This window comes from Streptomyces sp. cf386, assembly GCF_900103585.1.
Classification (GTDB): domain Bacteria; phylum Actinomycetota; class Actinomycetes; order Streptomycetales; family Streptomycetaceae; genus Streptomyces.
Genome location: NZ_FNHV01000017.1, coordinates 22,559 through 48,069 on the forward strand (window position 1 = coordinate 22,559; position 25,511 = coordinate 48,069).

Consider the following 25,511-nt stretch of genomic DNA (forward strand, 5'->3'; position numbering starts at 1 on the left):
GCAAGGAGGTGCCGCGGCATGAGACTGACCCCCACGGAACGTGACCGGCTGCTGCTCTTCGGGGCCGCCGAACTGGCCCGGGCGCGCAGGGCCCGCGGGCTGCGGCTGAACGTCCCGGAGGCGACCGCGCTCGTCGCGGACGCCGTGTGCGAGGCCGCCCGCGACGGGGCCAGGCTCGCCGAGGCGATCGAGCGCGCCCGGTCCGTGCTCGGGCCGGACGACGTGCTGCCGGGCGTGGCGGACGTCGTCACCGAGGTGCATGTCGAGGCCGTCTTCGACGACGGTTCGCGGCTCGCGGTGGTCAGCGATCCGATCGGTGGGGGTCTGGGCGATCAGGCGCCGGGCGCCCTGCTCCCGGGGCCCCAGTACGCCGAGCCGGAGGCGGTCGTACGGCTGACGGTCGTCAACACCGCCACCGTTCCCGTCTCCGTCACCTCCCACTTCCACTTCTTCGAGGCCAACCCGCGCCTCGACTTCGACCGGGGGGCTGCCTACGGCATGCGGCTCGCCGTGCCCGCCGGGTCCTCCGTGCGGTTCGGGCCGGGGGAGGGCGTCGAGGTCGGGCTCGTGCCCATCGGGGGTGACCGGATCGCCATCGGGTTCGCCGGTCTCGTCGACGGGGCGCTGGACGCGCCGGGGGTGAAGGAAGAGGCCCTGCGCCGGGCCGCCGCCTGCGGATATCTGGGAGCAGACCGATGAGTATCGATCCTTACGCGTACGCCGCCACCCACGGCCCCCGCGCCGGCGACCGCATCCGCCTGGGCGACTCCGGGCTGACGATCCGCGTCGAGTCCGACTCCCAGCGGTACGGCGACGAGTTCCTCGCCGGGTTCGGCAAGACCGCCCGGGACGGGCTGCACCTCAAGGCCGCCGCCGTCCGGGAGACCTGTGACGTCGTCGTCAGCAACGTCGTCGTGATCGACGCGGCGCTGGGGATCCGCAAGGTCTCCATCGGGATCAGGGAAGGCCGGATCTGCTCGGTCGGGCGGGCCGGGAATCCCGACACCCTCGACGGGGTCGACGTCGTCGTCGGCACCGGGACCTCGATCGTGTCCGGCGAGGGGCTCATCGCCACCGCCGGGGCCGTCGACACGCATGTCCATCTGCTGTCGCCGCGCGTCATGGAGGCGTCGCTGGCGTCGGGTGTGACCACGATCATCGGGCAGGAGTTCGGGCCGGTGTGGGGCGTCGGGGTCAACTCGCCGTGGGCGCTGCGGCACGCGTTCAACGCCTTCGACGCCTGGCCGGTCAACATCGGCTTCCTGGGCCGGGGGTCGTCTTCCGACTCCGCTCCTCTCGTCGAGGCGCTGGCCGAGGGCGGGGCGAGCGGCTTCAAGGTGCACGAGGACATGGGCGCCCACACCCGGGCGCTGGACACGGCGTTGCGTGTCGCCGAGGAGCATGACGTCCAAGTCGCCCTGCACAGCGACGGGTTGAACGAGTGCCTCTCCGTCGAGGACACCCTTCGGGTGCTGGAGGGGCGCACCATCCACGCCTTCCACATAGAGGGCTGCGGGGGCGGACACGTCCCGAACGTCCTGAAGATGGCGGGCGTCCCGAACGTCATCGGCTCCTCCACCAACCCCACCCTGCCCTTCGGCCGGGACGCGGTCGCCGAGCACTACGGCATGATCGTCTCCGTCCACGACCTGAAGACCGACCTGCCCGGCGACGCCGCCATGGCCCGCGACCGCATCCGCGCCGGGACCATGGGCGCCGAGGACGTGCTGCACGACCTGGGCGCGATCGGCATCACCTCGTCGGACGCGCAGGGCATGGGGCGGGCCGGAGAGACGGTGCGCCGTACGTTCGCCATGGCCGGGAAGATGAAGGCCGAGTTCGGCGCCCCGGACGACGGCCACGACAACGAGCGCGTCCTGCGCTACATGGCCAAGCTGACCGTCAACCCGGCCATCGCGCACGGCCTCGCGCACGAGGTGGGGTCGCTGGAGGTCGGCAAGCTCGCCGACATCGTGCTGTGGCGGCCGGAGTACTTCGGGGCCAAGCCGCAGCTGGTGCTGAAGTCAGGGTTCCCGGCATACGGGGTGGTCGGTGACCCGGGCGCCGCGACCGACACCTGCGAACCCCTCGTCCTGGGCCCGCAGTTCGGGGCCTACGGCGCCACGCCCGCCGACATCTCGGTCGCCTTCGTCGCGCGGGCCGCCCTCGACCAGGGGGGCGACACCATGCCGACCCGGCGCCGCAGGGTCGCCGTGCGCGGCACGCGCGGCATCGGGCCGGCCGACCTGCGCCTGAACTCCCGTACCGGAGCCGTCGACGTCGACCAGCGCACCGGGCTCGTCACCCTCGACGGCGAGCCGCTGCGCTCCGAGCCGGCCGACTCCGTCTCCCTCAACCGCCTCTACTTCCTGTGAGGATCACCATGTCCGCTGCCGCCGACGGCTTCCGCATGCCCGCCGAGTGGGCTCCGCACGAGCGCACCTGGATGGCGTGGCCGGGGCCGAACACGACCTTCGAGGACCCCGAGGACCTCACGGCCGCCCGCCTGGCCTGGGCGTCGGTCGCCCGGGCCGTGCGCCGCTTCGAACCGGTGACGGTGGTGTGCGGGCCGGGACAGTCCGAGGAGGCCCGGACGCTGCTCGGGCCGGGTGTGGACACCGTCGAACGGGAGCTCGACGACGCGTGGATGCGGGACATCGGGCCCACCTTCCTGACCGACGGCGCCGGTGGACTCGCGGCCGTCGACTGGACGTTCAACGGCTGGGGCGCGCAGGACTGGGCCAGCTGGGAGTACGACGCGAAGATCGCCGCGTATGTCTCCGAACTGGCGGGCTCGACGAGGACGTACGCCTCGAAGCTGGTGAACGAGGGCGGTGCCATCCATGTGGACGGCGAGGGCACGGTTCTGCTGACCGAGACGGTCCAGCTCGGTCCCGAGCGGAACCCGCACTGGAGCCGTGCGGAGGTCGAGGCGGAGATCCACGCGATGCTCGGCACCCGCAAGGCGATCTGGCTGCCGCGTGGCCTCACCGGCGACTATCCCCCGTACGGCTTCGGCACGCTCGGCCATGTCGACATCGTCGCCGCGTTCGCCCGCCCCGGCGTGGTCGTGGCCCATGTGCAGTCGGACCCGGCGCACCCCGACCACGAGGTGACCAAGGAGATCGTCGGCCTGCTGAAGTCGCAGACGGACGCGCGAGGCCGGCGCCTGGAGGTCGTCGAGGTGCCCGCCCCGACCGTCCTGGAGGCCGACGGCCACTGGGCCGACTACTCCTACATCAACCACTACCTCTGCAACGGCGGCGTGGTGCTCTGCGGCTTCGACGACCCGCGCGACGAGCTCGCGGCCGGTATCTTCCGCAAGCTGTTTCCGGGGCGGACGGTGACGTTGGTGGACGCTCGGACGATCTTCGCGGGTGGCGGCGGCATCCACTGCATCACCCAGCAGCAGCCGAGGGTCGTGGTCAGGTAGAACGTACGGGTGAACGTACTGCTCTGCACGGCCTGCGGCCACCGCCTCACCAAGCCGCTTCACCGCCTGTCCGAGGTGCCGCAGCGCCCGGAGTACGACGGTCTTCCGAACCCCGACGGCTCCCGGCACGCCCCGCCCACGGTGCCCGAGGGGGCGTATGTGGTGGACCCGGAGCCGTGCGGAGCGCCGTATGTGCCGGATCCGGACCCCTTGGCCAAGTCCACCCGCCACCAGGACGGCTTCGCTGTCAACGGCGAGATCCTGGTCTCGGCCGGACCGCGTGGAACCCTGCTGGTGAACCCCGAGGACACCCATGGGCGGCTGGCGTACAACCCTGCCTCGCATGAGCCGGGATGCTGCGGCGCGCCCGGACGTGAGGGGCCCAACCAGGTGTGTGGGGAGTGCGGCGCGGTGGTGGGGACCCGCTTCAGCGAGTGCTACGGCCCGTTCGAGACCCACTTCCTGCCCGAGGCCGTCCACGTGGAGGTCGCCGAATGACGCCGGCCCGTCGCCGTACCCCGGCGCCGCCTCGCGACGAGGTCCTCGCCGCCGCCATGCAGATGATCGCCGAGCTCGGCCTGGAGAAGCTCACCATGGCCGCGCTCGGGCGTGAGGTCCAGATGAGCAGCGGGCATCTCCTCTACTACTTCCACTCCAAGGACGAGCTGCTGCTGCGGACCCTGGAGTGGAGCGAGGGCCGGCTGGGCGCCGAGCGGGGCAGGCTGCTGACCCGCACCGCGCCCGCCCGTGAGCGGCTCGACGCGTACGTCGACCTGTACGTCCCCGACGGCCACCGCGACCCGCACTGGACGCTGTGGCTGGAGGTCTGGAACCGCTCGCAGAACGCCGACGACGCCGCCCGCGACCGGCAGGCCGCCATCGAGGGAGCATGGCACCGGGACCTGGTGGCGCTGGTGGCGGAGGGCGTGTCGAGGGGGGAGTTCCGGGCGGTCGACCCGGACCGTTTCGCCGCCCGGCTGCGGGCGCTGCTCGACGGCTTCTCCATCCATGTGGCGATCGGGCTGCGGGGCACGGACCGGACGCAGATCCTGCGCCACGTACGGGAGTTCCTCGACGACAGCCTGCTCGCGGACACCTGAGCACACGTCCAGGTTGTACGCAGTACGTCGGATTGACCCGGTAGCGCGTGATGCGTTTGCCTCTGGGGAGCCCTTGGCGTGGGGACGCCAACGGGGTGTCACCGACCATGACCAACCACGGGGGAACAACCATGCACCGGAACAAGCGAGCCCGCGCGCTCGCCATCGCCCTCGTCGCCGCCACGGCGACGCTGGCCGGGACGGCGGCGAGCGCCGCGCCCAGGGCCCCGCACACCGAGAAGGTGAGCGTGGCCCCGGACGGCACGGACGGCAACGCCGCCTCCGGCGGGCAGAGCCTGAGCGCGAACGGCCGCTACGTGGCCTTCGTCTCCAGCGCCGACAACCTTGTCGCGGGCGACACCAAGGGCAAGGCCGACGCCTTCGTACGTGACGTGCGGACCGGTACCACCCGCCTGGCGAGCACCACCCGGGACGGCGGTCCATGGGACGCCAACGTCCTGGACGTCTCCCTCAGCGCCGACGGCCGGTATCTCGCGTTCACGGCCAACGCCACCTACGACCTCGCCGACAACCACATCTGGATCAAGGACCTCAAGACCGGCGCCGTCCAGCGCGTCGACGACGCCGTCGACACCGGGTACCGGGCCGCAAGCAGCCCGGCGGTCAGCGCCGACGGCCGCTATGTCGCCTTCATCGCCCTGCACACGGACGACGCGGGACCGGCGGGCGACAGGTCGAACCGGGTGTACCGCCTCGACCGTGTCACGGGGAAGACCGTCCGTATCAGCCAGGTCCCCGGCGAGAACGCCTGGAAGTCCGCCGCCGGCCACCCGTCCATCAGCGCGGACGGCAGCCGGGTCGGCTACCAGTTCTTCGTCCCGTACCCCACCCGGGGCGACTGGAGCGACGCCTACGTCCGTGATGTGCCGAGCGGTGACCTGATCCAGCTCGACAAGGCTCCGGACGGCAAGGTGTCCGACGGTCAGACCGAGTTCCCGCAGGTCAGCGCCGACGGCCGGTACGCGGTCTTCAACTCGCTGGACTCCCGGCTGACGCCGAACGACACCAACGGCACCCACAACGTCTTCGTCCGTGACCTGAGGACGGGGGAGCTGTGCCGGCTCGACGCCGCCGACCCGGCCGCCTACACCGCCCACCCGTCGCTCAGCGCCGACAACCGGTACGTCGCCTTCGTCGCCGTCGATCCGAACGACCCGAACCACACCACGCGCGCGTACGTGCGCGACCTGCGGACCGGGCGCACGGTTCTGGCGAACCCCGACACCCAGGGCGGCCCGAGCGACTCCCCGGCATCCTTCCCGGTGATCGACCGGCACGGCCGTACGGTCGCGTTCGCCAGCGGGGCCACCGACCTCGTGCCCGGCGACACCTACGACACCACGCACCTCTACGTCCGCCATCTGCGGTGATCAGCGCAGTGCTCGCATCCTGAGACGGACGGTGAGCACGGGGGTGACTTGTGCCAGACTGCCCCCGTGCTCTCGTTCGCCATGATTATTGGCAGCAGGCGCGCCGGTCCGCAGTGACCGCCACGTACGACCAGGTACGGGCGGACACCGTCGTCCTCGACCCGCGCGCAGACCTCTCGCACCCGCGAGGGGTTTTTCGCTTTTCTGGCCCACCTTCAGCCGGGAGCAAAGCGCGAGGGATCATTGGGGACGGTGGAGCCGGTCATTCCGGTAACGACCGTGATCCGACGGGATCCAACAGCAGGAGCCTTGACACCATGACCGAAACCAGCGAGCTCGACGATTCGTTCCACGTCTTCGATACCACCCTGCGCGACGGCGCGCAGCGGGAGGGCATCAACCTCACCGTCGCGGACAAGCTGGCCATCGCACGGCACCTGGACGACTTCGGCGTGGGCTTCATCGAGGGCGGCTGGCCCGGCGCCAACCCGCGGGACACCGAGTTCTTTGCGCGCGCCCAGCAGGAGATCGACTTCAAGCACGCCCAGCTGGTCGCCTTCGGCGCCACCCGCCGCGCGGGCGCCAAGGCTGCCGAGGATCCACAGGTCAACGCGCTCCTGGCGTCCGGCGCCCCGGTGATCACCCTGGTCGCGAAGTCCCACGACCGGCATGTCGAGCTGGCCCTGCGCACCACGCTGGACGAGAACCTGGAGATGGTCCGCGACACGGTGTCGTACCTCCGCGAACAGGGCCGCCGCGTCTTCGTCGACTGCGAGCACTTCTTCGACGGCTACCGCGCCAACCCCGAGTACGCGAAGTCCGTCGTCCGTACGGCGTCGGAGGCAGGCGCGGACGTCGTCATCCTCTGCGACACCAACGGCGGCATGCTCCCCGCCCAGGTCCAGGCCGTCGTCTCCACGGTCCTCGCCGACACCGGTGCCCGGCTCGGCATCCACGCCCAGGACGACACCGGCTGCGCGGTCGCCAACACCCTCGCGGCCGTCGACGCCGGCGCCACCCACGTGCAGTGCACGGCCAACGGCTACGGCGAGCGGGTCGGCAACGCCAACCTGTTCCCGGTGGTCGCCGCACCGGAACTGAAGTACGGCAAGAAGGTCCTCCCCGACGGCCACCTCCGCGAGATGACGAGGATCTCCCACGCCATCGCCGAGGTCGTCAACCTCACCCCCTCCACGCACCAGCCGTACGTCGGCGTCTCCGCCTTCGCCCACAAGGCCGGCCTGCACGCCTCCGCGATCAAGGTCGACCCGGACCTCTACCAGCACATCGACCCCGAGCTGGTCGGCAACACCATGCGCATGCTGGTCTCCGACATGGCGGGCCGCGCCTCGGTCGAGCTCAAGGGCAAGGAACTCGGCATCGACCTGGGCGGCGACCGCGAGCTGGTCGGCCGGGTGGTCGAGCGGGTCAAGGAGCGCGAGCTCAAGGGCTACACGTACGAGGCCGCGGACGCCTCCTTCGAACTCCTCCTCCGCGCCGAGGTCGAGGGCAAGCCGCTGAAGTACTTCGGCGTCGAGTCCTGGCGCGCGATCGTCGAGGACCGCCCCGACGGCACCCACGCCAACGAGGCCACGGTCAAGCTGTGGGCCAAGAGCGAGCGCATCGTCGCCACGGCCGAGGGCAACGGCCCGGTCAACGCCCTCGACCGCGCGCTCCGGGTGGCGCTGGAGAAGATCTATCCCCAGCTCGCCAAGCTCGAACTCGTCGACTACAAGGTCCGCATCCTGGAGGGCGTGCACGGCACGCAGTCCACGACCCGCGTCCTGATCTCCACGTCCGACGGGGCGGGGGAGTGGTCGACGGTCGGCGTCGCGGAGAACGTGATCGCGGCGTCCTGGCAGGCGTTGGAGGATGCGTACACCTATGGGTTGCTGCGGGCCGGGGTGTCGCCGGCGGAGTAGGCCGGGGGTGGGTCACATCGCCGTGTCGCGCGGCCGGTTCGCGGCCTCGCCGCCCCGGTCGCGCGCGGCCTGGCGGTCCAGGCGGAACAGCCCCGCCGGGCCGGGCCGCTGACCGGCGCCGTGCGCCGTGGACCGGGTCAGTTCCTCGACGCCGTCCGCCAGGTAGCCGATCCAGGCCGCGCTCTCCTCCTCCATGATCTGCTGAGCGTCCCTCCGCAGCCGCTCGATCACCGTGAGCAGCGCGGCCTGTTCCTTGTCGCTGGGCGAATCCGTCGCCTTCAGGAAGGTATGGGCCCACTCGGCCTGGGCCCTCTTCAGGACCTGCTGCAAGGCCATCTCGGTGCGGATGTACCGGGTCCAGGACGCGGAGAAGCCGAAAATCCGGTCGAACAGGATGCAGCCCGCGCCGCCGGCCAGGAAGACGAAACCCCACTCGGGCTGCAGGGTGTTCGGGTCCGCAGCGTGCACTAGCGGGGTGAGGGTGCCGAAAATGCCCAGCAGGGCGGCCAGGGCCCGCAGCGAACGTGACCACAGGGACGGACCCCGGCGTCGGGCGAGGTACCACTCGATCGCCGCGGTCACCTCGCCCTCGGCGTGCCGGAACAGCTCCCACAGCAGATCGGCTCGGGTGCGCGACCGGTCCAGCTCGGTCAGTTCCGACACCGTCATGTCCGCGGCTCTGCGTCTGCCGAGCATGCGCGCCCCCTTGCCCTCTCCTGCGCCGACCGACCGTGCGGCACACGGCGGCAGGAGGCATCGTATGCACGGCCGGGCCATGTGTCGCCTCTCAAGCCGCCGACGGGACAAGGGTGTTGGGCCTGATGGCAGGGTTCTCCGAAGTGGCCGCGCGTAGGATAGGGAGACGCGTTGCCACGGATGCGGGGGTGTTTCGTGCGGATCGTCCACATCAGTGACCTGCACGCAAGGGCGGACTGGGAACCCGACCAGAGCAAGCTCCTCAGGGCCTTCCTGAAGGACGTGCGGGACTTCCATGAACGGACCCCGGTCGATGCGGTGGTCTTCAGTGGTGACCTCGCGTTCAGCGCACGGCCCGACCAGTTCTCCTTCGCCCGCGAGGCTCTGCTCGATCCCCTCCAGGACCTGCTGGGACTCGACCGCGACCGCATGGTCCTCGCGCCCGGAAACCACGATGTCGACATCAGCAGGATCGATCAGTTCCAGGAGAACGGTCTCCTGTCGGGGCTGACCAGCCGGGACGCGGTCAACCAACTCCTCGACGCCAAGAACCTGATGACCTACCTGGACCGGATGGCTCCGTGGCTGGAGTTCGTGGACGACTACTACGCGGACACCGGCGTGGAACGCCTCTCCCCGCTGGTCACGCTGCACCGCTTCACCGCGAGCGGGAGCACGGTCGCCGTGGCGTGTCTCACCTCGGCCTGGAGGGCGACCGGAGAGGGGGACGACGCGGACCGGGCCCATCTCATCGTGGGAGACCGGCAGATGACCCGGGCCGCGGACGAACTCGGCGACGCGGATGTGAAGATCGCCGTGATGCACCATCCGTTGGACTGGCTGGCGGAGTTCGACCGTGGCGACGTACGCAGGGAACTGGGCCGGTTCGACGTCCTGTGCACCGGACACGTCCATGTCGTCGACCCCGTCGGCCTCGCGAGCAAGACGGGCCCCCTCATGCACAGCATGGCCGGTTCGCTCTACCAGTCGCGCGACTACCTCAACGCCTACAGCGTCGTCGACGTCGACCGCACGCACGCCCCGCATGCCTTCACCGTGCACGTGCGCAGCTACTTCGATAGCAGGGACGCCTTCGACGAGGGCCTCAACGTGGTGCCGGGCGGTAGGCAGGTCATCGACTTCGCCGAGCCCGGACGGCCCGTCCCCGCGCCCCCGCCGGAAGAGGAGGTCGTCACCCGCACCGCCGCGGACCTGGCCACGGAGAGGCTCCTGGACGCCGTACGGGAGCGGAGCCTGAACCTGGCCCCGGACCGGTGGCAGATGGACATGGACCGTCTGCTGGTCCCACCGGTCCTGCTGCACCTGCCGGTCGAGCAGTACCTGGCCCTGACGGACCTGGAGGAGGGCAGGATCACCCCCGACGACCTGGCGGCAAGCCTGTCCGAACACCGTCACTTCGTCGTCGTCGGCGACGAGTACTGCGGCCTGACGAGCACCCTGCAGTGGCTGGCCTACACCGCCTACCGGCTGGACACCCAATACGCCCCTGTGGTCATCGACTTCACCGCGGTGGAGAGTGGCGCGAACGGAGTCGACCGGGAGGTGCGCAAACAGCTCGCCCTGGCCGGCATCCCCACCGGGAAGCGGGACGCTCTGCCCCGCCTCGCGCTGGCCGTGGACAACGTCGCCCCGCGGTCCGAGAAGCGGCTGAGGAATCTGCTGAGGTTCATGGCGCAGCACCCTCAGAACATGTACATCCTCGGTTCCCGGACCACCGTCGGCCAACGACTCGGTGATGAGTTGATCCGGGAGGGCTGGACCTGTCGCGTCCGCTACATCGGGCCCTTCGGCCGTCGGGAGCTGCGAGCCCTGGTGCGTCTGCTGCGCCCGGAGGAGAGCGACTCCGACGTGACCGCGATTCTGGACCTGCTCAGCCGCGGCAGACTGCCCCGCACGCCCGCCATGCTGGCCGCCCTGGTCGCCACCGCCGGACAGGGCGACTGGACGGCCGGAGTCAACAACACCGCGATCCTCGAGTCCTACCTCGGACTCCTGCTGGGGCGTGACGACCCGAGCGTCGACCGCCGCTTCGAACTCGACTTCCGGGACCTCCAGGACATCCTGTCCTGCCTGAACGAGCACCTCACCCTGGAGGGCAAGGACGCCCTGCCCCGCATGGAGGCCGAACAGTTCCTGCTGGACTACTTCAAGGGGCTGGGCTGGTCCGAGCCCCCGGGCGCCGTCCTGGACGCGCTCATAGCCAAGCGGATCATCGGCCAGCGCGACGGTCTCATCTACTTCTGCCAGCCCATGGTCCGGCCCCTGCTGGCGGCGTACCGAATGGAGGCCTCCGAAGAACTCCAGTTGCTGGTGAGGGACAACCCCCTCGACTACGCGCAGGTGATCCGGCACACGGCTGCGCTGCGCCGCAACGACGCCACGCTGCTGCGCAGGGTCATGGACGGCTTCCGGGATCTGCGCGAACGGCTCGGGGACGGCGCCAGCGACCCGTTCTCGGTGCTGGCGGCACCGGAGGGCTGGCGGGCGCTCGACGACACGGAGTCGCTGCTGGACGAGCTCTGGCCCCCGGACCTGGCGTACACGCCGCCCGGGCCACCGGCCGAGGTCCAGGGGGAGTTCAACGTGATGCTGGACGAACTGCATGACCAGGCCGACGCCATGCGCACCATGGTCCAGGACAACCGCGAGGGCGGGGGATTCACCCGCTCCGACTTCGAGGTGTTCGTCGAGTGGCTCGACCTCCTCGCCGACGTGCTGCGCAGCAGTGAACTCGTCCGGGATCTGGACCTCAAACGGCAGGCGCTCTGGCTGACCCTGAACGGCTACGGCGTGCGCGCCGCTCTGATGGCTGACGAGTGGAACAGGCAGGGCAGCAGGCAAGGTATCCGGCAGGCTCTCTCGGAGGTTTTGGAGCAGCAGGAGCTGCGAGAGGTCCTCGCGGACGACTCGGAGGTGTCCGAGGACGAGTTCGAGAAGCTCATGGGCAGGATCGAGCTGTTCTCTCCCGTCCTCGCCTCGTACGCGGCACTGTCCCAGGTACTGGCCAGCGGCAAGCTCTCCCGGCTGACGGAAGAGGCCCTCTGCCAGGAAGCCTTCATGGAACAGCCGGGGCAGGCATTGATGGCCGTTCTGCTCATGCGGCGCATGGGCGGCCGGGAGTGGGTCCGACATGCGTCGGCCGTGGTGAAACTGCACGGCGAGCGGGAGGTGATCGGTGAGATCATGCGACTCTTCGCCCTGACCAGCTATGTGCGGACGGACCTCGGCCGGGAGGAACTCGCGTCGTACGAGTCCCTGCTCGTCGACATCGCTGCCCAGCGCAAGGAGCTCCCGACCGAGGGGCCGGCGCCCGCCCGCGACTACCCGCGCAATCAGATGCTCAAGGCGCTGCGCAACCGGCGTCTGCAGTTTCTGCAGCGCGGTGGAGACGGCGATGCCAAGTGGATCGAGGCGCACTGAACGGACACCGACACGAGCGGACCGATCTCTGACGCCCCGCGTGGGAGCCGAGTCGCAGGTGGGACCACAGAGGCGGCCGCCGGGCCGTCCGCCGAGGCCGGCTGTCTGTCGATTCAGCCACCTGGACCGGCGCCTTTGCCCGTCCGATCAGGTAGCGTCGATGGTATGAGGACTCCGCTCTCCCGGGGTCTCATGCGCTTGCTGATCGTGCCGGTCGCCGCGACAGTCGCGGTGCTCACGGCCGGCGCGCCCGGCGCACATGCGGCCACGGACGTTTCCCAGGTCGCCGAGGCACTGCGCGAGGATCCCGTCTACGTGGCCCCCGCCGCCTCGGACCTGCTGTCGTCGGCCGACGCCGAAGCGCTCGCCGACAAGATCAAGGACGCCGACAAGCCGGTCTTCATCGCCGTACTCCCGGCCGATCAGCCGACCCGGAACCTCCTCCTGAACCTCCGTACGGAGACCGGTATCACGGGTCTGTACGGGGTCCGCGTCGGTGACCGCTTCGACGCGGCGGCCGACTCCTCCGTGCTGTCCGAGCAGGCGGTGGACAACCTCGTGACGTCGGTGCAGAACGCCGGTGATCCCAAGGCCCAGCTGAACGACTTCGTCGACTCGGCGCTGCGCAACGTCGGCGGCACGGCACCCGCAAGCTGGAGCGACGGCGGAGACGGCGCGAGCATGGACGTCGGCGGTCTGATCGCCATCGCCACAGTGCTGGCAGCGGGCGGCGCCGGCGCGTACGCGCTGGTCCGGCACACCCGGCGGCGTCACGAGGCGCAGCAGCGGGCGGCGCTGGACAAGCTGCGGGTCGTGGTCGACGAGGACATCACCGCCTTCGGTGAGGAACTGGACCGCCTGGACTTCCACCCGGCCGAGGCCGGCGCCGACGACGCGATGCGCGCGGACTACGAGGGCTCCCTGGACGCCTACGAGCAGGCGAAACGGCTCATGGACGGGGCCCGCAAACCGGAGGACGTCAAGGCGGTCACCCAGGCCCTGGCGGACGGCCGCTTCTCCCTCACCCGGCTGGCCGCCCGCCGGGAGCACCGGCAGCTTCCGGAACGCCGCCCGCCGTGCTTCTTCGACCCACGGCACGGCACGGCGGTGGCCGACGAGACCTGGACCCCACCGGGCGGCGCCGCCCGCGAGGTCCCGGTCTGCGCGGCCGACCGCACCCGCCTGGCCGAGGGCCGTGACCCCGTGATCCGCGAGGTCGACACCGAGCACGGCCGCCGACCGTACTGGGACGCCGGCCCCGCCTACGGCCCCTGGGCTGGCGGCTACTTCGGCGGCGGCATCCTCCCCGGCCTCCTCATCGGCACGATGCTGGGCAGCATGATGGCCGCGCCTGCCTATGCGGCCGACTACGGGGCCGGGTACGGGTACGGCGGCGGCTATGAGGGCGGCGACGTGTCCGGGGCGGACTTCGACACCGGGGACTTCGGGGGCGGGTTCGGCGGTGGGGACTTCGGTGGCGGAGGGTTCGACGGGGGAGGCTTCTGAGGATCCGGCCGCGGCTGGTTGCGAGTCTCCGGCTACAGCCGGACGAGGCGATCGTCCGCGCGTGCGGCAGTGCGCTTGTGCTTCGACGGGGCGTCCCTGTGGCTGCCGGGGCGTACGTGTCCGGGCCGGGCGGCCAGTAGCCCGGCGATCGCCTCCGGCACCACCAGGGCGACCAGGACGGCGAGGGGGATGCGCCAGCCGTCGGTGACGTCGTGCAGGACCCCTATGGCCAGCGGTCCCAGGCCGGCCAGCAGGTAGCCGATCGTCTGCGCCATCCCCGAGAGGGCGGCGGCGGTCTGGGGGCCGTCCGCGCGCAGCCCGAGCAGCGTCATCGCCAGTGGGAAGGCGCTGCCGGTCGCCGCACCGAGCAGGCACACCCACGCCCAGCCGAACGCGGGCGCCAGCAGCAGGCCTGCGAGGGAGAGCAGTTTCGTCGCCGTCACGGCCACCACGAGGAGCCGCTGGCCGCGCATCCGGGCCGCGGCGAGGGGGACGACGAAGCCCAGCGGGATGCCGACGGTCAGCATCACCGACATCATCAGCCCGGCCTGGCCGGGGGTGTAGCCGCGGGCGTCCATGATCTGCGGCAGCCACGCCACCAGCGCGTAGAACATCAGCGACACCAGCCCGAGGAACGCCGACACCCACCAGGCGAGCGCGCAGCGCAGTAAGGATCCGCCCGCCGACGTCGGCGCCGCGGGCGGCGTCCTGCGATGCCTGCCGTCCGCTCCGGGTGCGGCCAGCAGCCCCCACACCCCCGCAGCCAGCACCGCGGGCACCGCCCACACCGCCAGCGCGAACTGCCAGCCGGTCGCGTCGGCCAGCGGCACCGCGGCTCCGGCGGCGAGGGCGCCGGAGACGGCCATGACGGTCATGGTGAGTCCGGTGAACAGACCGATCCGCCGACTGAAGTGGTCCTTGACGAGCGCGGGCAGCAGTACGTTCCCGACGGCGATGCCGGCTCCGGACAGCACCGTTCCCACGAAGAGCGCCGTCGGCCACGGAACCGCCCGCACGGCGGCGCCGAGCGCCAGCACCCAGAGGGCCGCGCACACGGCGGCCTGGGTTCCGAACCGGCGGGCCAGCCGGGGTGCGAGCCAGGCGAAGGCGCCCAGGCACAGCACCGGCAACGTCGCCAGCATGCTGACCTGGGTGCCGGACAGGGCGAGCGCCTGTCGCAGGTCCCCGATGAGCGGCGAGGTCCCCGTGATCGCCGCGCGTAGATTGACGGCCAGCAGGATGAGACCGGTGATGAGCCACAGCCTGGTTGTCATGTGTGTTTCCCCCGTGGACGCGACGGCGGCCCCCTCCTCCGTCCAGGAGAGGGCCGCCGGGCTTTGAGACGTGCTTGTTGTGCTCGGTGTGCTCGGCTGGCTTCGTGCGCGTCGGTCAGATGCTCACGCTGTGGTTCACCGGACACTTCGCCCGGCCGGCGGCGCGGAACGCCACACCGGTCGCCCCGGGGGAGGCGGGCGTGCCGAGCTGCTTCAGGATCTCGTCGGACAGCAGGTCCTCCTTGCCCTTCAGGGCGTCGGCGACCTTGGTGTCCGAGACGAACACCAGCTCCGCGGCGATGTTGTCCTGAACGATCCGCGCCAGGTTGTCCAGCGCCACCCCGATCGGGTCCGACGGTAGCTGCGCCGTGGGGATGTCGATCAGATGGGTGTCCACCTTCTTCTGGTTCATCATCGGCTTGATGATGATCTCCGCCTGGTTCAGCACCGACGTCGTCCAGATCGACAGCACCACCGTGTAGAGGTCGGCCCAGGCGGCCTCGCCGATCTGGGCCCGCCACTCCCGGCACAGGCCCTGCACTCCGGAGATCTGCGCCTCGGCGGCGTACTGCATGTTCACCCGGATCGCCGGATACACGCGCCCCGCGAAGACCTGGAACGAGGCGATGTCGAAGGCGCGGGTGCGGATGGCGTCGGCGATGAACGTCAGCGCCTCGTCGAGGATCTTCGCGCAGGAGTTGTGCAGTGCCTGCGGCAGCTTCGCCGCGGTGAGGTTGTTCTTCGCGGTGGTCAGCTTGTCGGCGAACGCCTGCAGCGGCGTCGTCCAGGCGTCGGTGCCCGGGCCCTTCATCGCCACCATGTCGAGGTCGTGGGCGTCGATCCGGTCGGCGTTGGGCACGCCCGGGACCTTGTCCGACAGGTACTCCGCGACCGTGGAGAAGATCCCCAGCGGCACATGGGCGATGGACTTCGCCAGCTCGAACTCCTCCGCCACCGGGTGCTCGACGAACCGCTTGCCCTCGTGGACGAGGGTGAACGTGCCGCCCTTCGCGTCGTTCTGCACCACGATGACGGGCCCGAGGTTCTTGACCAGGTCGGCCTTGAGCGCCGCGTAGTTGGTGCGCATCGCCGCGTTCACCGCGCGGATGGTGTCCCGGGCGGCGGTTCGGGTGCTCACCTCCTCCGCCGCGGGGGCGGCGTCGAGGAGGGATGTCGTCTCCGGCTGGGCAGCCGTGTAGCCCAGGAACGTCGCGGCGCCTATGCCGCCCGCGCCACCGATGAATTTCCGGCGTGTTGCCATGACTTGCTCTCCGTAACGAATCGGTCGTCAGGTGTTCCCGCCTGGGGGGAAGCGGTGGTGTGGGGGGAACTGACCCGCCGGGAGCCACCAAGGGCCGGGACGCGGGGAGCAGATGCGAGAAGGGGTTCCCTCTCCGGCAGCGTGGGGCTGCGGGGGCGCCGGAGAGGGGGAGTCGCGTGGTGCGTGGCGCGCGCTATGCCAGCGTGGTGTGGCTGGGAACGACGACGCCGTACAGGTCGGCGATCGTCGCCAGCGCGCTCTGGTGGATCTGGTCGGCGGACAGTCCGCCGCCGACCGACGGCAGCGGCCGGGTGGCGCAGGCGTCCGCGACCACGGTGGGCTTGTTCCCGCGCAGGAACGCGCCCTCCGCGGTGAACGTCACGCACATGTGCGTCATGAACCCGGCGATGACCAGGTTCTCGTTGCCCGCCCGGTCGACGAGCTTGCCGAGGTCCGTGTTCACGAAGGCGTTGGGGGCCTTCTTCACCACGGTCCGCTCGCCCTTCGCGGGCTTGACCTTGTCGTGGATGCGGCCGATCGGCCGGCGGATGTCGTACGGGGTGTTCTCCCCGCCGTCGTTGACGATGTGGATGACCGTCCCGCCCGCCTCGCGGGCCGCGCTCAGCAGCTCGGCCGCGGCGTCGAGGGCGGGCTGCCAGCCGTCGAGTTCCATCACACCGCGGGTGTAGGTGTTCTGGTAGTCCACCATGATCAGGGTGGCGGAGGTGAGCGAAGCCGGCTTGTCCGCGAAGCCGTTGAGCTTGCGCAGCGTCGTCGTCCCCGACGTGTCCGCCTCCGCCGCCTGCGCGGGGGAGTCGCCCAGCCGGGTGGCGCCGAACACCGCGGCGCCGCCGACGAGGGCCGCCCCGCCGACCTTCAGGAACCCGCGACGGGACGCGCCGCCCTGCCCCTGCTCCGCCATGTCAGGCCAGCTCCTTCCCGGACGCGACGACGACGCCGTACGCGTCGCCGATGGCCGCCAGCGCACTGCGGTGCAGCTCGTCGGCGGACACGTTCACGATCGACCGGGTGGCACACGCGTCCGCGGGGACCGTGGGCGGGTTGCCGCGCAGGGCCGCGGACGCCGACGTGTACGCGATGCACATGTGGGTCATGAACCCCGCGACGATCACGGTCTCGTTCCCGGCCTCGTCGACGAGCCTGCCGAGGTCGGTCCCGTGGAAGGCGTCGGGGGCCTGCTTGACGACCACGGATTCGCCGTCGATCGGCGCCACGTCGGGGTGGATCCGCCCGATCTCCGTGCGGATGTCGTACGGCGAACCCTCGCCGCCGTCGTGCTGGACATGGATGACCTCGGCTCCGGCCTCGCGGGCACGGGACAGCAGATCCGACGCCGCTTCCAGGGCGGGCTGCCAGCCGTCGAGTTCCATCACACCGCGGGTGTAGGTGTTCTGGTAGTCGACGAGGATCAGCGTCGAGGAGGCGAGGGCCGCGGGGGTTTCGTCGGCACCGCCGAGTTCGCGCAGCGTCTTGCTTGCCACAGGTCTTCTCCAAGGGTGGGGGGACTCGAATGAGTTGTTCAACAGTTTGTTGAACACGTATGCGACGCTATGGCTCGCACCGGGCTGTCGGCAATGACGTGCTATTTGCAGAAACCGACGCCCGAATCCGCAGGCCAAACAGGGGGTTACAGGGTGGGGACCGTCAACCGGTTGATCGTGATCGTGCTGTTCGAGGGCGTCGACCTCCTCGATGTCACCGGCCCGCCGGAGGTGTTCTCCCTCGTCCCGCGCGAGACCGAGGAGCGGGTCGGCTACGAGGTCGTGCTGGCCGCCGAGACCACGGCGCCGGTGACGACGGCGGCCGGTGTGCGGATCCTGCCCGACACCACGTTCCGTGCGGTCGCCGAGCGGGCGATCGACACATTGCTGGTCCCCGGCTCCGTCGAGGTGGACGCCGAGCGCCGTATCCACCCCATCACCGACCCCGCCACGGTGGCCTGGGTGAAGGCGCTGGCCACCCGCACCCGGCGGGTGACGTCGGTGTGCGTCGGTGCGCACATCCTCGCCGCCGCGGGACTCCTCGACGGCAAGCGCGCCACCACGCACTGGTCGACCGCGCAGCGGCTCGCCGCCGACCATCCGGCGGTGCGGGTCGACCCGGACCCGATCTTCATCCGCGAGGAGGGCGAGGTCTGGACCGGCGCGGGGATCAGTGCCTGCCTCGACCTGTCCCTCGCCCTGGTCGCGGAGGACTTCGGCGAGCAGGTCGCGCTGCGCGTCGCCCGCCAGTTGGTGATGTACCTGAAGCGGCCGGGCGGCCAGTCCCAGTTCAGCGTGCCGCTGGAACGGGTGTCACCGACCCGGCGCATCGAGGACCTGCGCCACCACATTCTGAACAACATCGGCCGGCGCCTCACCGTCCCGGACCTGGCCGCGTACGCGCACGTGAGCGACCGCCAGCTCACCCGGATCTTCAAGACCGAACTCGGTACGACCCCGCACGCCTACATCGAGTCGGCCCGGGTCGAGTTGGCCGGCAACCTGCTGGAGACCACCGACGACACGCTGGAACGGGTCGCCTCCGTCTGCGGGTTCGGCACGGTCGACACCCTCATCCGGGCCTTCCGCCGCCGCCATGCCACGACGCCGAGCGAGTACCGGGCGAGGTTCCGCGCGGCCCCGGTCCGGGAGGCGTCCGAAGAAGGCTGAGCGCGACGCGGCCGCAGGCGGCACGGCACGGCACGGGCCCGGCGTCCGAAGACACCGGGCCCGTGATGCTGTCAGATCGGAGAGACGTCCGGATCAGAGAGACGTCCGGATCAGAGAGACAGCCGGATCAGAGAGACGACGCCGCCGACGCGATCGCCGACGCGAACGTCGAGACCTCGGTGTAGACACCCGGCGCGTTCGGCCGGGCGCAGCCTATGCCCCAGCTGACGATGCCGACCTGGATCCAGGCGTTGTTGGCGTCGCGGCGGAACATCGGGCCGCCGGAGTCGCCCTGGCAGGTGTCGACACCGCCGGACGGGAGACCGGCGCAGATCTCCTCGGCGGCGATGAGACCGCTGTAGCCGCTGTAGGAACGGCACTGGGCGTCGCTGACGAACGGCACGTTGGCCTTGAGCATGTAGCGCTGCTGGCTACCGCCCTCGGTGGCCGCGCCCCAGCCGGCCACGGTGAAGGTGCCGGTGTTGTACTGCGTGGTCGTGGCGATCTTCAGCGTCGGCAGGTTGATCGGCTGGGCGAGCTTGATGAGCGCCCAGTCCTTGCCGTTGCCGTTGTAGCCGGGGGCCTGGAGGACCTTGGTGGACCTGACCTGAACCCGGCCGCTGGTGGACTGCAGGTCCACGACTCCGGCGGTGGCCGTGATGCTGGTGTTGTTGCCGGAGCCGCTCACACAGTGCGCGGCGGTGAGCACGATCTGCTGGGTGTAGAGCGCACCGCCACAGCCCATGGAGAGCCGGACCATGAACGGGAACTCGCCCTGCGTGGCCCGGGTTCCGCCGACGACACGCGAGTCGGCGGCCTGCGCGGCCGAGACGGGCTGAAGGCTGACGATCGCGAGGGCGGCGGCGCCGAGGACCGCGCATCTCTTGAACGCGGTGAGGAGCTTCTTCAACGTGATGCCTTCCGTGGGGGGTTGGACATACGAACGTGGAGAGAGCGCTGAAATGTCGGGAGCATGCCAAGCAGGGAAGGCGGGGAGCGCCTCCTCGATGGTCGATGGCATGCGCCGGTCAATTCTGTTGCTGGATTATGTGGATCCTGTGACTGCATGGACAAGGGGTCAATTCCGGCCACGCCCGTTCAGGACAGGGTTCTTCCAGCTCAGGACACGGGCCTCCCGCCCGACCGCTGCCGCGCGTACCGCTCCCCGGCGGTGTGCCACCAGCCGGGCGGCGAGGGGGAGTTGACGACAGCGGTCGGCTGATCGGGATGCAGCCCGAGCCGCCACAGGGCACCGGCGTCCACATGGACCGTGATCCACGCGCGCCAGTGCCCGTCGGCCCCCGGCGCGCACACCCGATCCCAGCGGACCTCGTCCGCGCCGAACGGCATCCAGTCGATGCCGCGTTCACGCAGTCAACCGCGCACGGCGGCCAGGGGCCGGGGAGACCCCTTCTCGAACTCGTACGAGGCGATGGCGACCCAGTCGGAACCGGGTCGGGACGTGACGGTCATACCGACGAGGATGCCCCAGTGCGACTCCCGTCCGCCCCCGGATTTCGCCGCCGGGCCGGACCGCCCGCCACGCCCGCCATGCCCGCCACGCCCGCCACCATCAGAGACAGCGCGACCGACACGGCACTCACCCACAGCGGCGACCGGTACCCGAGCCCAACCCCGATGGCCGTACCGCCGAGCCAAGGCCCGAGCGCCGCGCCCACGTTGAACGCGGCGGTCGCGAAGCCACCGCTCAGCGTGGGCGCGCCGGGAGCCGCGTACAGCACCTGCGAGATGAGCGTGGACCCGACACCGAAGGACAGCGCCCCCTGCACGAAGACGAGCCCGAGCGCCACGGCCGGGGTGCCCGCGCCGAGCGCGAGGGCACCCCACCCGAGGCACAGCGCGCCGCCGCCCACGCCCAGCACCACCCCGGGCCGCCGATCGGCGAACCGCCCCGCGACACCGACCCCCACGAAGGACCCGGCACCGAACAGCGCCAGCACTACGGGCACCCACCCGCTGCCCAGCCCCGTCACCTCCGTGACCAGGGGCGCGAGATAGGTGAACGTACAGAAGGTCGCGCCGTTCACGAGGATGCCGAGGAGCAGCGTGACTTGGAGTCGAGGGCTGCGCAGGGCCCGCAGTTCGCTCCGCAGAGCGGGACGCCCGGAGTCGGTGGCGCCGCGGGGCACGGACCGCGCCACGGCCACCATGGCGGGCGCCGACACCAGGGCCACGGCCCAGAACGCGGAACGCCACCCCCAGAGTTGCCCGAGCAACGCCCCCGCCGGCACGCCGACGACGCAGGCGAGCGTGACCCCGCCCAGCAACGTGGACGTCGCCCGCCCCTTGGCCCGCGGCTCGACCATGTCGACGGCGGCCACGAGGGCGACGGCCAGGAACCCGGCGTTGGCGAGCGCTCCGACCACCCGAGTGGCCAGCAGCACCCCGAAGCTGTCGGTGACCGCCCCGACGACATGCACACAGAGAAAGGCGACGAGAAAGCCCAGCAGCGCACCCCGCCGGGACCAGCGCCGCCCGAGCACGGCCATCAAGGGCGCCCCGACGACCATCCCCACCGCGAAGGCGGAGGTCAGAGCCCCCGCCATCGGCACGGAGACCCTGAGATCCCCGGCGATGTCGGGCACCAGCCCGGCCAGCATGAACTCGGACGTCCCCTGCGCGAACACGGCGACGCCCAGCAGAAAAAGAGCAAACGGCACGAAGAAACCCCGCAACCCGAAGTCGAAGTCGAAAACGGCACGACGAACGGCCGTCCGGCAGCGGTGATGACGCCAGCGGTGATGACGACGGGCAGGCCCGTCAGTCCGACATCACGAACAGCCACCGGAGAGCCGGTGGCCGGAGTCTGGAGGCTTCGGGGCTGGACACGGGGGCAGGCTAACGGGCCCGGCGAGAGCGGTTCCACCCCTTTCTGATCAGGGCACGGTTCCCGATTCGGGGCACGGTTCCCCATCGGGACGCACGAACCGCTATAGGCCAGGTTCTGACCTATATGGCACCTACGGTGTCCCCATGACCCCCTCGGACGGCACAGCCCCCCTCGCCTTCGATTCCGCCCCCGCCCTCGACACCTGGCTGACCACCCACCCCGCCCCCGACCACTCCGATCTCTGGATCAAGGTCGCCAAAAAGGGTTCCGGCATCCCGTCCGTCACCGCCGCCGAGGTCAACGACGTGGCCCTCTGTCACGGCTGGATCACCGGCCAGCGCAAGGGCCTGGACGCCGGGTACTTCCTGCAGAGGATCACCCCGCGACGGCCGGGCAGCCTGTGGTCGATGGTCAATGTGCGGCGCGTCGAGGAGCTGGCGGACGCCGGGCGGATGCGGCCCGCCGGGCTCGCGGAGGTGGATGCCGCGAAGGCGGACGGGCGGTGGGCGGCGGCGTACGAGTCGCAGCGCAACGCATCGGTCCCGGACGAGCTGACCGCGGCGCTGGAGGAGGATCCCGAGGCCAGGGCGGCCTTCGAGGAGCTGGGCAGGACCGAGCGGTACCAGATCATGCTCGGCCTCCTGCGCGCCCGGACCCCGCGCAGCCGGACGGCCCAAGTCGCCGCGATCCTCCGGGAATTGACGAAGCGCCGGTGAGCGGAAGACTCACCGGCGCCGTCGTGGAAGGGGCGCGGACCGCCCCCTCGTGGCGTGCAGGGGTGCGCAGCGTCACGCGTTCCGGATCGCCGAGATGTCGAAGTTCAGCTTGATCTTGTCCGAGATCAGGACCCCACCCGTCTCCAGCGCGGCGTTCCACGTCAGGCCCCACTCCGAGCGCAGGATCTGCGCCTTGCCCTCGAAGCCGACGCGCTCGTTGCCGAACGGGTCCTTCGCGGCGCCGTTGAACTCCAGGTCGATGGTGATCGGCTTGGTGGTGCCGAGGATCGTCAGATCACCGGTGATGCGGTAGTCGTCGTCGCCGACGGCCTCGGCCGCGGTCGAGCGGAACGTCATCGTCGGGAACTCCTCGATCTTGAAGAAGTCCGCGCTCTTGAGGTGGCCGTCGCGGTCGGCGGAGCCGGTGTCGATGCTGTCCATCTTGACGTCGAGGGACGCCGTGGACGCGGACGGGTCGGTGCCGTCCAGGTGCAGCGAGCCGCTGAAGTCGAGGAACTTGCCCTTGACGTTGGTGACCATGGCGTGCCGGACGGTGAAGCCGATGGTGGAGTGGGCCGTGTCGATCGTGTAGTCGCCGGTCAGCGCGGAAAGGTCGGTGTTCGTCATGACGTGCTCCTTCGGAAGGCCTGAAGTTGAATCTTGAACTACATCAACGCAGCCGACCGTAGACCTATTCCGTTCGAGATTCAACATCATCCGCAAAGTGTTGGCGTGACTACGCTGAGGTGGTAGATGCCCGAGCATGACCTCTCAGCGCACAGGGCCCACAAGACCCACCCGCCGAGCCGTCCTCCTCGCGGCGGCGTTCCTGGCCACCACCGCTACCGCCACCCCTGCCGCCTCGGCAGCCCGCGCCGCCCCGGCCGATGCCTACGACACCCTCCGCCACCGCTGGCTCGACATCGCCCTCGGCGCCGGCTACGACCCGACGGCACAGCCGTACGCCGCCCGCCTCGCCGAAACCGGCACCCTCGCCCGCGGCTTCCGGGCCACGATGGCCCCCACCCCCACCTCGCTCTGGCCCGGCCACCCCTACGACCCACCCGCCGGCGTCACCCAGAGCTACGGCCGCCTGTGGACCATGACCCAGGCCTACGTCCAGCCCGGCACCGGCTCCACCGCCGACCCGTCCCTCCTCGCCGACGTCCTGCGCGGCCTCGACCACCTCTCCGCCACCGTCTACAACCCCTCCACCACCCGCTACGGCAACTGGTGGGAATGGCAGATCGGCAGCCCCCGCCTGCTGATGGACATCACGGCCGCCCTCTACGACCACCTCGCCGACGCCCAGCGCGCAGCGGCCTGCGCGGCCGTCGACCACTTCATCCCGGACGCCATGCTCACCGACTACTCCGGCACCTCCACCGGCGCCAACCGCGTCGACCTGTGCCGCAGCGTCGCCCTGCGCGGCATCCTCGGCCGCGCCCCGGCGAAGATAGCGCTCGCCCGTGACGCGCTCTCGCCGGTCTTCCCGTACGTCACGAAGGGCGACGGCCTCTATGCCGACGGCTCCTTCGTCCAGCACACCTGGGTCGCCTACTCCGGCACCTACGGCCAGGTCCTCCTGGACGGCCTCGGCCGTCTCTTCGCCCTGCTCGCCGGATCCGAGTGGGAGGTGACCGACCCGAACCGGCAGATCGTCCTCGACAGCGTCGAGCGTGCCTACGCGCCCCTCATTCACGACGGGTTGATGATGGACAGCGTCAACGGCCGTGCCATCAGCCGGGGTTACCTCAAGAGCGACGACCGACACGTAATGCGCAGCGACCACTACCACGGGCAGGGGATCATCGCCGCGATCGCACTCCTCGCGGGCGGCGCGAGCGCCGCGGAACGGGAGCGCTGGTACGGCCGTATCAAGGGATGGATCGAACGGGACACCGTCACACCGATCTTGACGGCCCGCCAGTTCGACGTCGCCGACCTCGCCCGACTGCACACCGTCGCCGCGTCACCGGTCGCCGCCGCCCCCGAACCCATCGGCCACCACCTCTTCGCCGCGATGGACCGGGCGGTGCACCGTCGCCCGCGCTTCGTCGCGAACATCGCCATGGCGAGCGACCGCATCGCCCACTACGAGTGCGGCAACGGCGAGAACCCGCGCGGCTGGCACACCGGCGCCGGGATGCTCTCCTGGTGGGCGGAGGGGCAGGGGGGCCGACCCGATCAGTACACAGACTGGCACTGGCCCACCGTCGACTGGTACCGGCTCCCCGGTACGACCGTCTCCACGCTCCGCCTCCCCGACAAGGCCGGCGGCGAATGGGGCGAGCCCAAGCCCGATGTGCGGTGGGTCGGCGGCACCACCGACGGCGAGTACGCGGCGATCGGGCAGCACCTGAAAGGGCTGGGGTCGACGCTCCAGGCCCGTAAGTCGTGGTTCTGCGTCGACGACACCGTGATCTGCCTCGGCAGCGGGATCACCTGCGCCGACGGCGCCCCCGTCGAGACCGTCGTCGACAACCGCAACCTGGGGGAGGGCGGCGACCAGGCATTCCTCCGCGGCCCCGGCTGGGCGCACCTGGCGGGCCACGGCGGCTGGGTGGTGCCGTACGGCGAGCTGCGCACCCTGCGCGAGGACCGCACCGGCGCCTGGTCCGACATCAACACCACCAGTACGACGGAGCGCCGCACCCGCCGCTGGCAGACCCTCTGGCTCGACCACGGCACGGACCCCACGGACGCGACCTACGTCTACCTGCTCATGCCCGGCGCCGGCCGGCACGAGGTGGCGGCACGGGCCGCCCAGGGTGCCCACTGGCTGTCGGTCCTCGCCAACGACCGGGCATGTCAGGCGGTCGGCGTCCCCGTCCTGGGGCTGACGGCCGCCAACTTCTGGCAACAGGGCACGGCGGGCCCGCTCACCGCCTCCGCCGGGGCGAGTGTGCTGCTCCGGCGCAGGGGGCGTACCGCTACCCTCTGCGTGAGCGAGCCGCCGCGCACCGGCGAGCCGCTGGAGATCATCTGGGACCGTCCGGTAGGACGGGTCCTGCACGCGGACGACTCGGTCGAGGTCCTCTCCTCCGGCCGCCGACTGAGGGTCCGTGTCACTCCGGGGATGGTATGTGCGAGCCACCGTTGTGAGGTGGCTCTCAGGTGACGGCTTTGTACGACCCCAACAACGCGGACGCCCTCTGAGCAGTCGGAAAGGCTGCACGCCGCCATGGTTCTGTTCAGGGGTACCAGGAAATGGGTCCGGAGACTGTACGGAGTCAACGGCTCGCTTT

At 70.7% G+C, this 25,511-nt stretch carries 21 protein-coding genes; 12 read left to right on the forward strand and 9 right to left on the reverse strand.

Features of this window, described 5'->3' with window-relative positions:
* The first annotated feature begins 18 nt into the window (after positions 1-18).
* From ureA to cimA, 7 genes are all read left to right on the forward strand, one after another.
* The gene (gene ureA, locus BLU79_RS34990) at positions 19-699 is read left to right on the forward strand and encodes an urease subunit gamma (protein WP_093910024.1); all 681 of its coding nucleotides are present in this window, start codon (positions 19-21) and stop codon (positions 697-699) included.
* A complete protein-coding gene (locus tag BLU79_RS34995; protein WP_093910025.1) occupies positions 696-2,375 on the forward strand; it encodes an urease subunit alpha in 1,680 nt (559 codons plus the stop codon). The genes ureA and BLU79_RS34995 overlap by 4 nt, the downstream gene beginning before the upstream one ends.
* An 8-nt stretch (positions 2,376-2,383) precedes the next feature.
* Positions 2,384-3,433 (forward strand): agmatine deiminase family protein, encoded by a 1,050-nt coding sequence (locus BLU79_RS35000; RefSeq protein WP_093910026.1) that lies wholly within the window; start codon positions 2,384-2,386, stop codon positions 3,431-3,433.
* Positions 3,434-3,442: 9 nt separating this feature from the next.
* Positions 3,443-3,931, forward strand: coding sequence for a hypothetical protein (locus BLU79_RS35005; RefSeq protein ID WP_093910027.1), 489 nt, complete (start codon positions 3,443-3,445; stop codon positions 3,929-3,931).
* Positions 3,928-4,533 (forward strand): TetR/AcrR family transcriptional regulator, encoded by a 606-nt coding sequence (locus BLU79_RS35010; RefSeq protein WP_093910028.1) that lies wholly within the window; start codon positions 3,928-3,930, stop codon positions 4,531-4,533. The genes BLU79_RS35005 and BLU79_RS35010 overlap by 4 nt, the downstream gene beginning before the upstream one ends.
* 131 nt (positions 4,534-4,664) lie before the next feature.
* A complete protein-coding gene (locus tag BLU79_RS35015; protein ID WP_107489328.1) occupies positions 4,665-5,924 on the forward strand; it encodes a TolB family protein in 1,260 nt (419 codons plus the stop codon).
* 317 nt (positions 5,925-6,241) lie between these two features.
* Complete coding sequence (gene cimA, locus BLU79_RS35020) at positions 6,242-7,846, forward strand: citramalate synthase (RefSeq protein WP_093910029.1); 1,605 nt, start codon at positions 6,242-6,244, stop codon at positions 7,844-7,846.
* 12 nt (positions 7,847-7,858) lie between these two features.
* On the opposite strand, the gene BLU79_RS35025 is transcribed toward cimA, so the two are convergent.
* Positions 7,859-8,542: an SLATT domain-containing protein gene (locus BLU79_RS35025; RefSeq protein ID WP_093910030.1), complete on the reverse strand. Its 684-nt coding sequence runs from the start codon at positions 8,540-8,542 to the stop codon at positions 7,859-7,861.
* Between the two features lie 195 nt (positions 8,543-8,737).
* On the opposite strand from BLU79_RS35025, the gene BLU79_RS35030 reads away from it, so the two are divergent.
* A complete protein-coding gene (locus tag BLU79_RS35030) occupies positions 8,738-11,983 on the forward strand; it encodes a metallophosphoesterase (RefSeq protein ID WP_177001300.1) in 3,246 nt (1,081 codons plus the stop codon).
* A 165-nt stretch (positions 11,984-12,148) separates the two neighbouring features.
* Complete coding sequence (locus tag BLU79_RS35035) at positions 12,149-13,489, forward strand: hypothetical protein (protein WP_093910032.1); 1,341 nt, start codon at positions 12,149-12,151, stop codon at positions 13,487-13,489.
* Between the two features lie 32 nt (positions 13,490-13,521).
* Here BLU79_RS35035 and BLU79_RS35040 read toward each other — a convergent pair whose 3' ends face one another.
* The 4 genes from BLU79_RS35040 to BLU79_RS35055 form a co-directional block, all read right to left on the reverse strand.
* Positions 13,522-14,763 (reverse strand): CynX/NimT family MFS transporter, encoded by a 1,242-nt coding sequence (locus BLU79_RS35040; protein ID WP_093910033.1) that lies wholly within the window; start codon positions 14,761-14,763, stop codon positions 13,522-13,524.
* 115 nt (positions 14,764-14,878) lie between these two features.
* Positions 14,879-16,024 carry a hypothetical protein gene (locus BLU79_RS35045; RefSeq protein ID WP_177001301.1) on the reverse strand — a complete coding sequence of 382 codons (1,146 nt, stop codon included), beginning with the start codon at positions 16,022-16,024 and terminating at the stop codon, positions 14,879-14,881.
* Between the two features lie 193 nt (positions 16,025-16,217).
* Positions 16,218-16,946 (reverse strand): cysteine hydrolase family protein, encoded by a 729-nt coding sequence (locus BLU79_RS35050; RefSeq protein ID WP_093910034.1) that lies wholly within the window; start codon positions 16,944-16,946, stop codon positions 16,218-16,220.
* Position 16,947: 1 nt separating this feature from the next.
* The gene (locus BLU79_RS35055; protein ID WP_093910035.1) at positions 16,948-17,526 is read right to left on the reverse strand and encodes a cysteine hydrolase family protein; all 579 of its coding nucleotides are present in this window, start codon (positions 17,524-17,526) and stop codon (positions 16,948-16,950) included.
* Positions 17,527-17,679: 153 nt separating this feature from the next.
* Between BLU79_RS35055 and BLU79_RS35060 the strand changes: the two genes are divergently transcribed.
* Positions 17,680-18,696: a GlxA family transcriptional regulator gene (locus BLU79_RS35060; RefSeq protein WP_093910036.1), complete on the forward strand. Its 1,017-nt coding sequence runs from the start codon at positions 17,680-17,682 to the stop codon at positions 18,694-18,696.
* A gap of 127 nt (positions 18,697-18,823) precedes the next feature.
* On the opposite strand, the gene BLU79_RS35065 is transcribed toward BLU79_RS35060, so the two are convergent.
* The 3 genes from BLU79_RS35065 to BLU79_RS35075 form a co-directional block, all read right to left on the reverse strand.
* Positions 18,824-19,606: a S1 family peptidase gene (locus tag BLU79_RS35065; RefSeq protein ID WP_093910037.1), complete on the reverse strand. Its 783-nt coding sequence runs from the start codon at positions 19,604-19,606 to the stop codon at positions 18,824-18,826.
* A gap of 209 nt (positions 19,607-19,815) precedes the next feature.
* Positions 19,816-20,046, reverse strand: coding sequence for a hypothetical protein (locus BLU79_RS35070; protein ID WP_093910038.1), 231 nt, complete (start codon positions 20,044-20,046; stop codon positions 19,816-19,818).
* 119 nt (positions 20,047-20,165) lie between these two features.
* Complete coding sequence (locus BLU79_RS35075) at positions 20,166-21,377, reverse strand: Cmx/CmrA family chloramphenicol efflux MFS transporter (RefSeq protein WP_093910157.1); 1,212 nt, start codon at positions 21,375-21,377, stop codon at positions 20,166-20,168.
* A gap of 313 nt (positions 21,378-21,690) precedes the next feature.
* On the opposite strand from BLU79_RS35075, the gene BLU79_RS35080 reads away from it, so the two are divergent.
* Positions 21,691-22,263 carry a YdeI/OmpD-associated family protein gene (locus tag BLU79_RS35080; RefSeq protein ID WP_093910039.1) on the forward strand — a complete coding sequence of 191 codons (573 nt, stop codon included), beginning with the start codon at positions 21,691-21,693 and terminating at the stop codon, positions 22,261-22,263.
* A gap of 72 nt (positions 22,264-22,335) precedes the next feature.
* Here the strand turns inward: BLU79_RS35080 and BLU79_RS35085 are convergent, their stop codons facing one another.
* Positions 22,336-22,890, reverse strand: a complete 555-nt coding sequence (locus tag BLU79_RS35085) for a YceI family protein (protein WP_093910040.1) — start codon at positions 22,888-22,890, stop codon at positions 22,336-22,338.
* 136 nt (positions 22,891-23,026) lie between these two features.
* Between BLU79_RS35085 and BLU79_RS35090 the strand changes: the two genes are divergently transcribed.
* The gene (locus BLU79_RS35090; RefSeq protein ID WP_093910041.1) at positions 23,027-25,384 is read left to right on the forward strand and encodes a polysaccharide lyase 8 family protein; all 2,358 of its coding nucleotides are present in this window, start codon (positions 23,027-23,029) and stop codon (positions 25,382-25,384) included.
* Positions 25,385-25,511: the final 127 nt, after the last annotated feature.

Bases quoted from the DNA above. Each gene is read 5' to 3' on its own strand.
- ureA (WP_093910024.1), top strand. From the start codon at position 19: ATGAGACTGACCCCCACGGAACGTGACCGGCTGCTGCTCTTCGGGGCC.
- BLU79_RS34995 (WP_093910025.1), top strand. From the start codon at position 696: ATGAGTATCGATCCTTACGCGTACGCCGCCACCCACGGCCCCCGCGCC.
- BLU79_RS35000 (WP_093910026.1), top strand. From the start codon at position 2,384: ATGTCCGCTGCCGCCGACGGCTTCCGCATGCCCGCCGAGTGGGCTCCG.
- BLU79_RS35010 (WP_093910028.1), top strand. From the start codon at position 3,928: ATGACGCCGGCCCGTCGCCGTACCCCGGCGCCGCCTCGCGACGAGGTC.
- BLU79_RS35015 (WP_107489328.1), top strand. From the start codon at position 4,665: ATGCACCGGAACAAGCGAGCCCGCGCGCTCGCCATCGCCCTCGTCGCC.
- cimA (WP_093910029.1), top strand. From the start codon at position 6,242: ATGACCGAAACCAGCGAGCTCGACGATTCGTTCCACGTCTTCGATACC.
- BLU79_RS35025 (WP_093910030.1), bottom strand. From the start codon at position 8,542: ATGCTCGGCAGACGCAGAGCCGCGGACATGACGGTGTCGGAACTGACC.
- BLU79_RS35035 (WP_093910032.1), top strand. From the start codon at position 12,149: ATGAGGACTCCGCTCTCCCGGGGTCTCATGCGCTTGCTGATCGTGCCG.
- BLU79_RS35040 (WP_093910033.1), bottom strand. From the start codon at position 14,763: ATGACAACCAGGCTGTGGCTCATCACCGGTCTCATCCTGCTGGCCGTC.
- BLU79_RS35045 (WP_177001301.1), bottom strand. From the start codon at position 16,024: ATGGCAACACGCCGGAAATTCATCGGTGGCGCGGGCGGCATAGGCGCC.
- BLU79_RS35050 (WP_093910034.1), bottom strand. From the start codon at position 16,946: ATGGCGGAGCAGGGGCAGGGCGGCGCGTCCCGTCGCGGGTTCCTGAAG.
- BLU79_RS35070 (WP_093910038.1), bottom strand. From the start codon at position 20,046: ATGCCGTTCGGCGCGGACGAGGTCCGCTGGGATCGGGTGTGCGCGCCG.
- BLU79_RS35080 (WP_093910039.1), top strand. From the start codon at position 21,691: ATGACCCCCTCGGACGGCACAGCCCCCCTCGCCTTCGATTCCGCCCCC.
- BLU79_RS35085 (WP_093910040.1), bottom strand. From the start codon at position 22,890: ATGACGAACACCGACCTTTCCGCGCTGACCGGCGACTACACGATCGAC.
- BLU79_RS35090 (WP_093910041.1), top strand. From the start codon at position 23,027: ATGACCTCTCAGCGCACAGGGCCCACAAGACCCACCCGCCGAGCCGTC.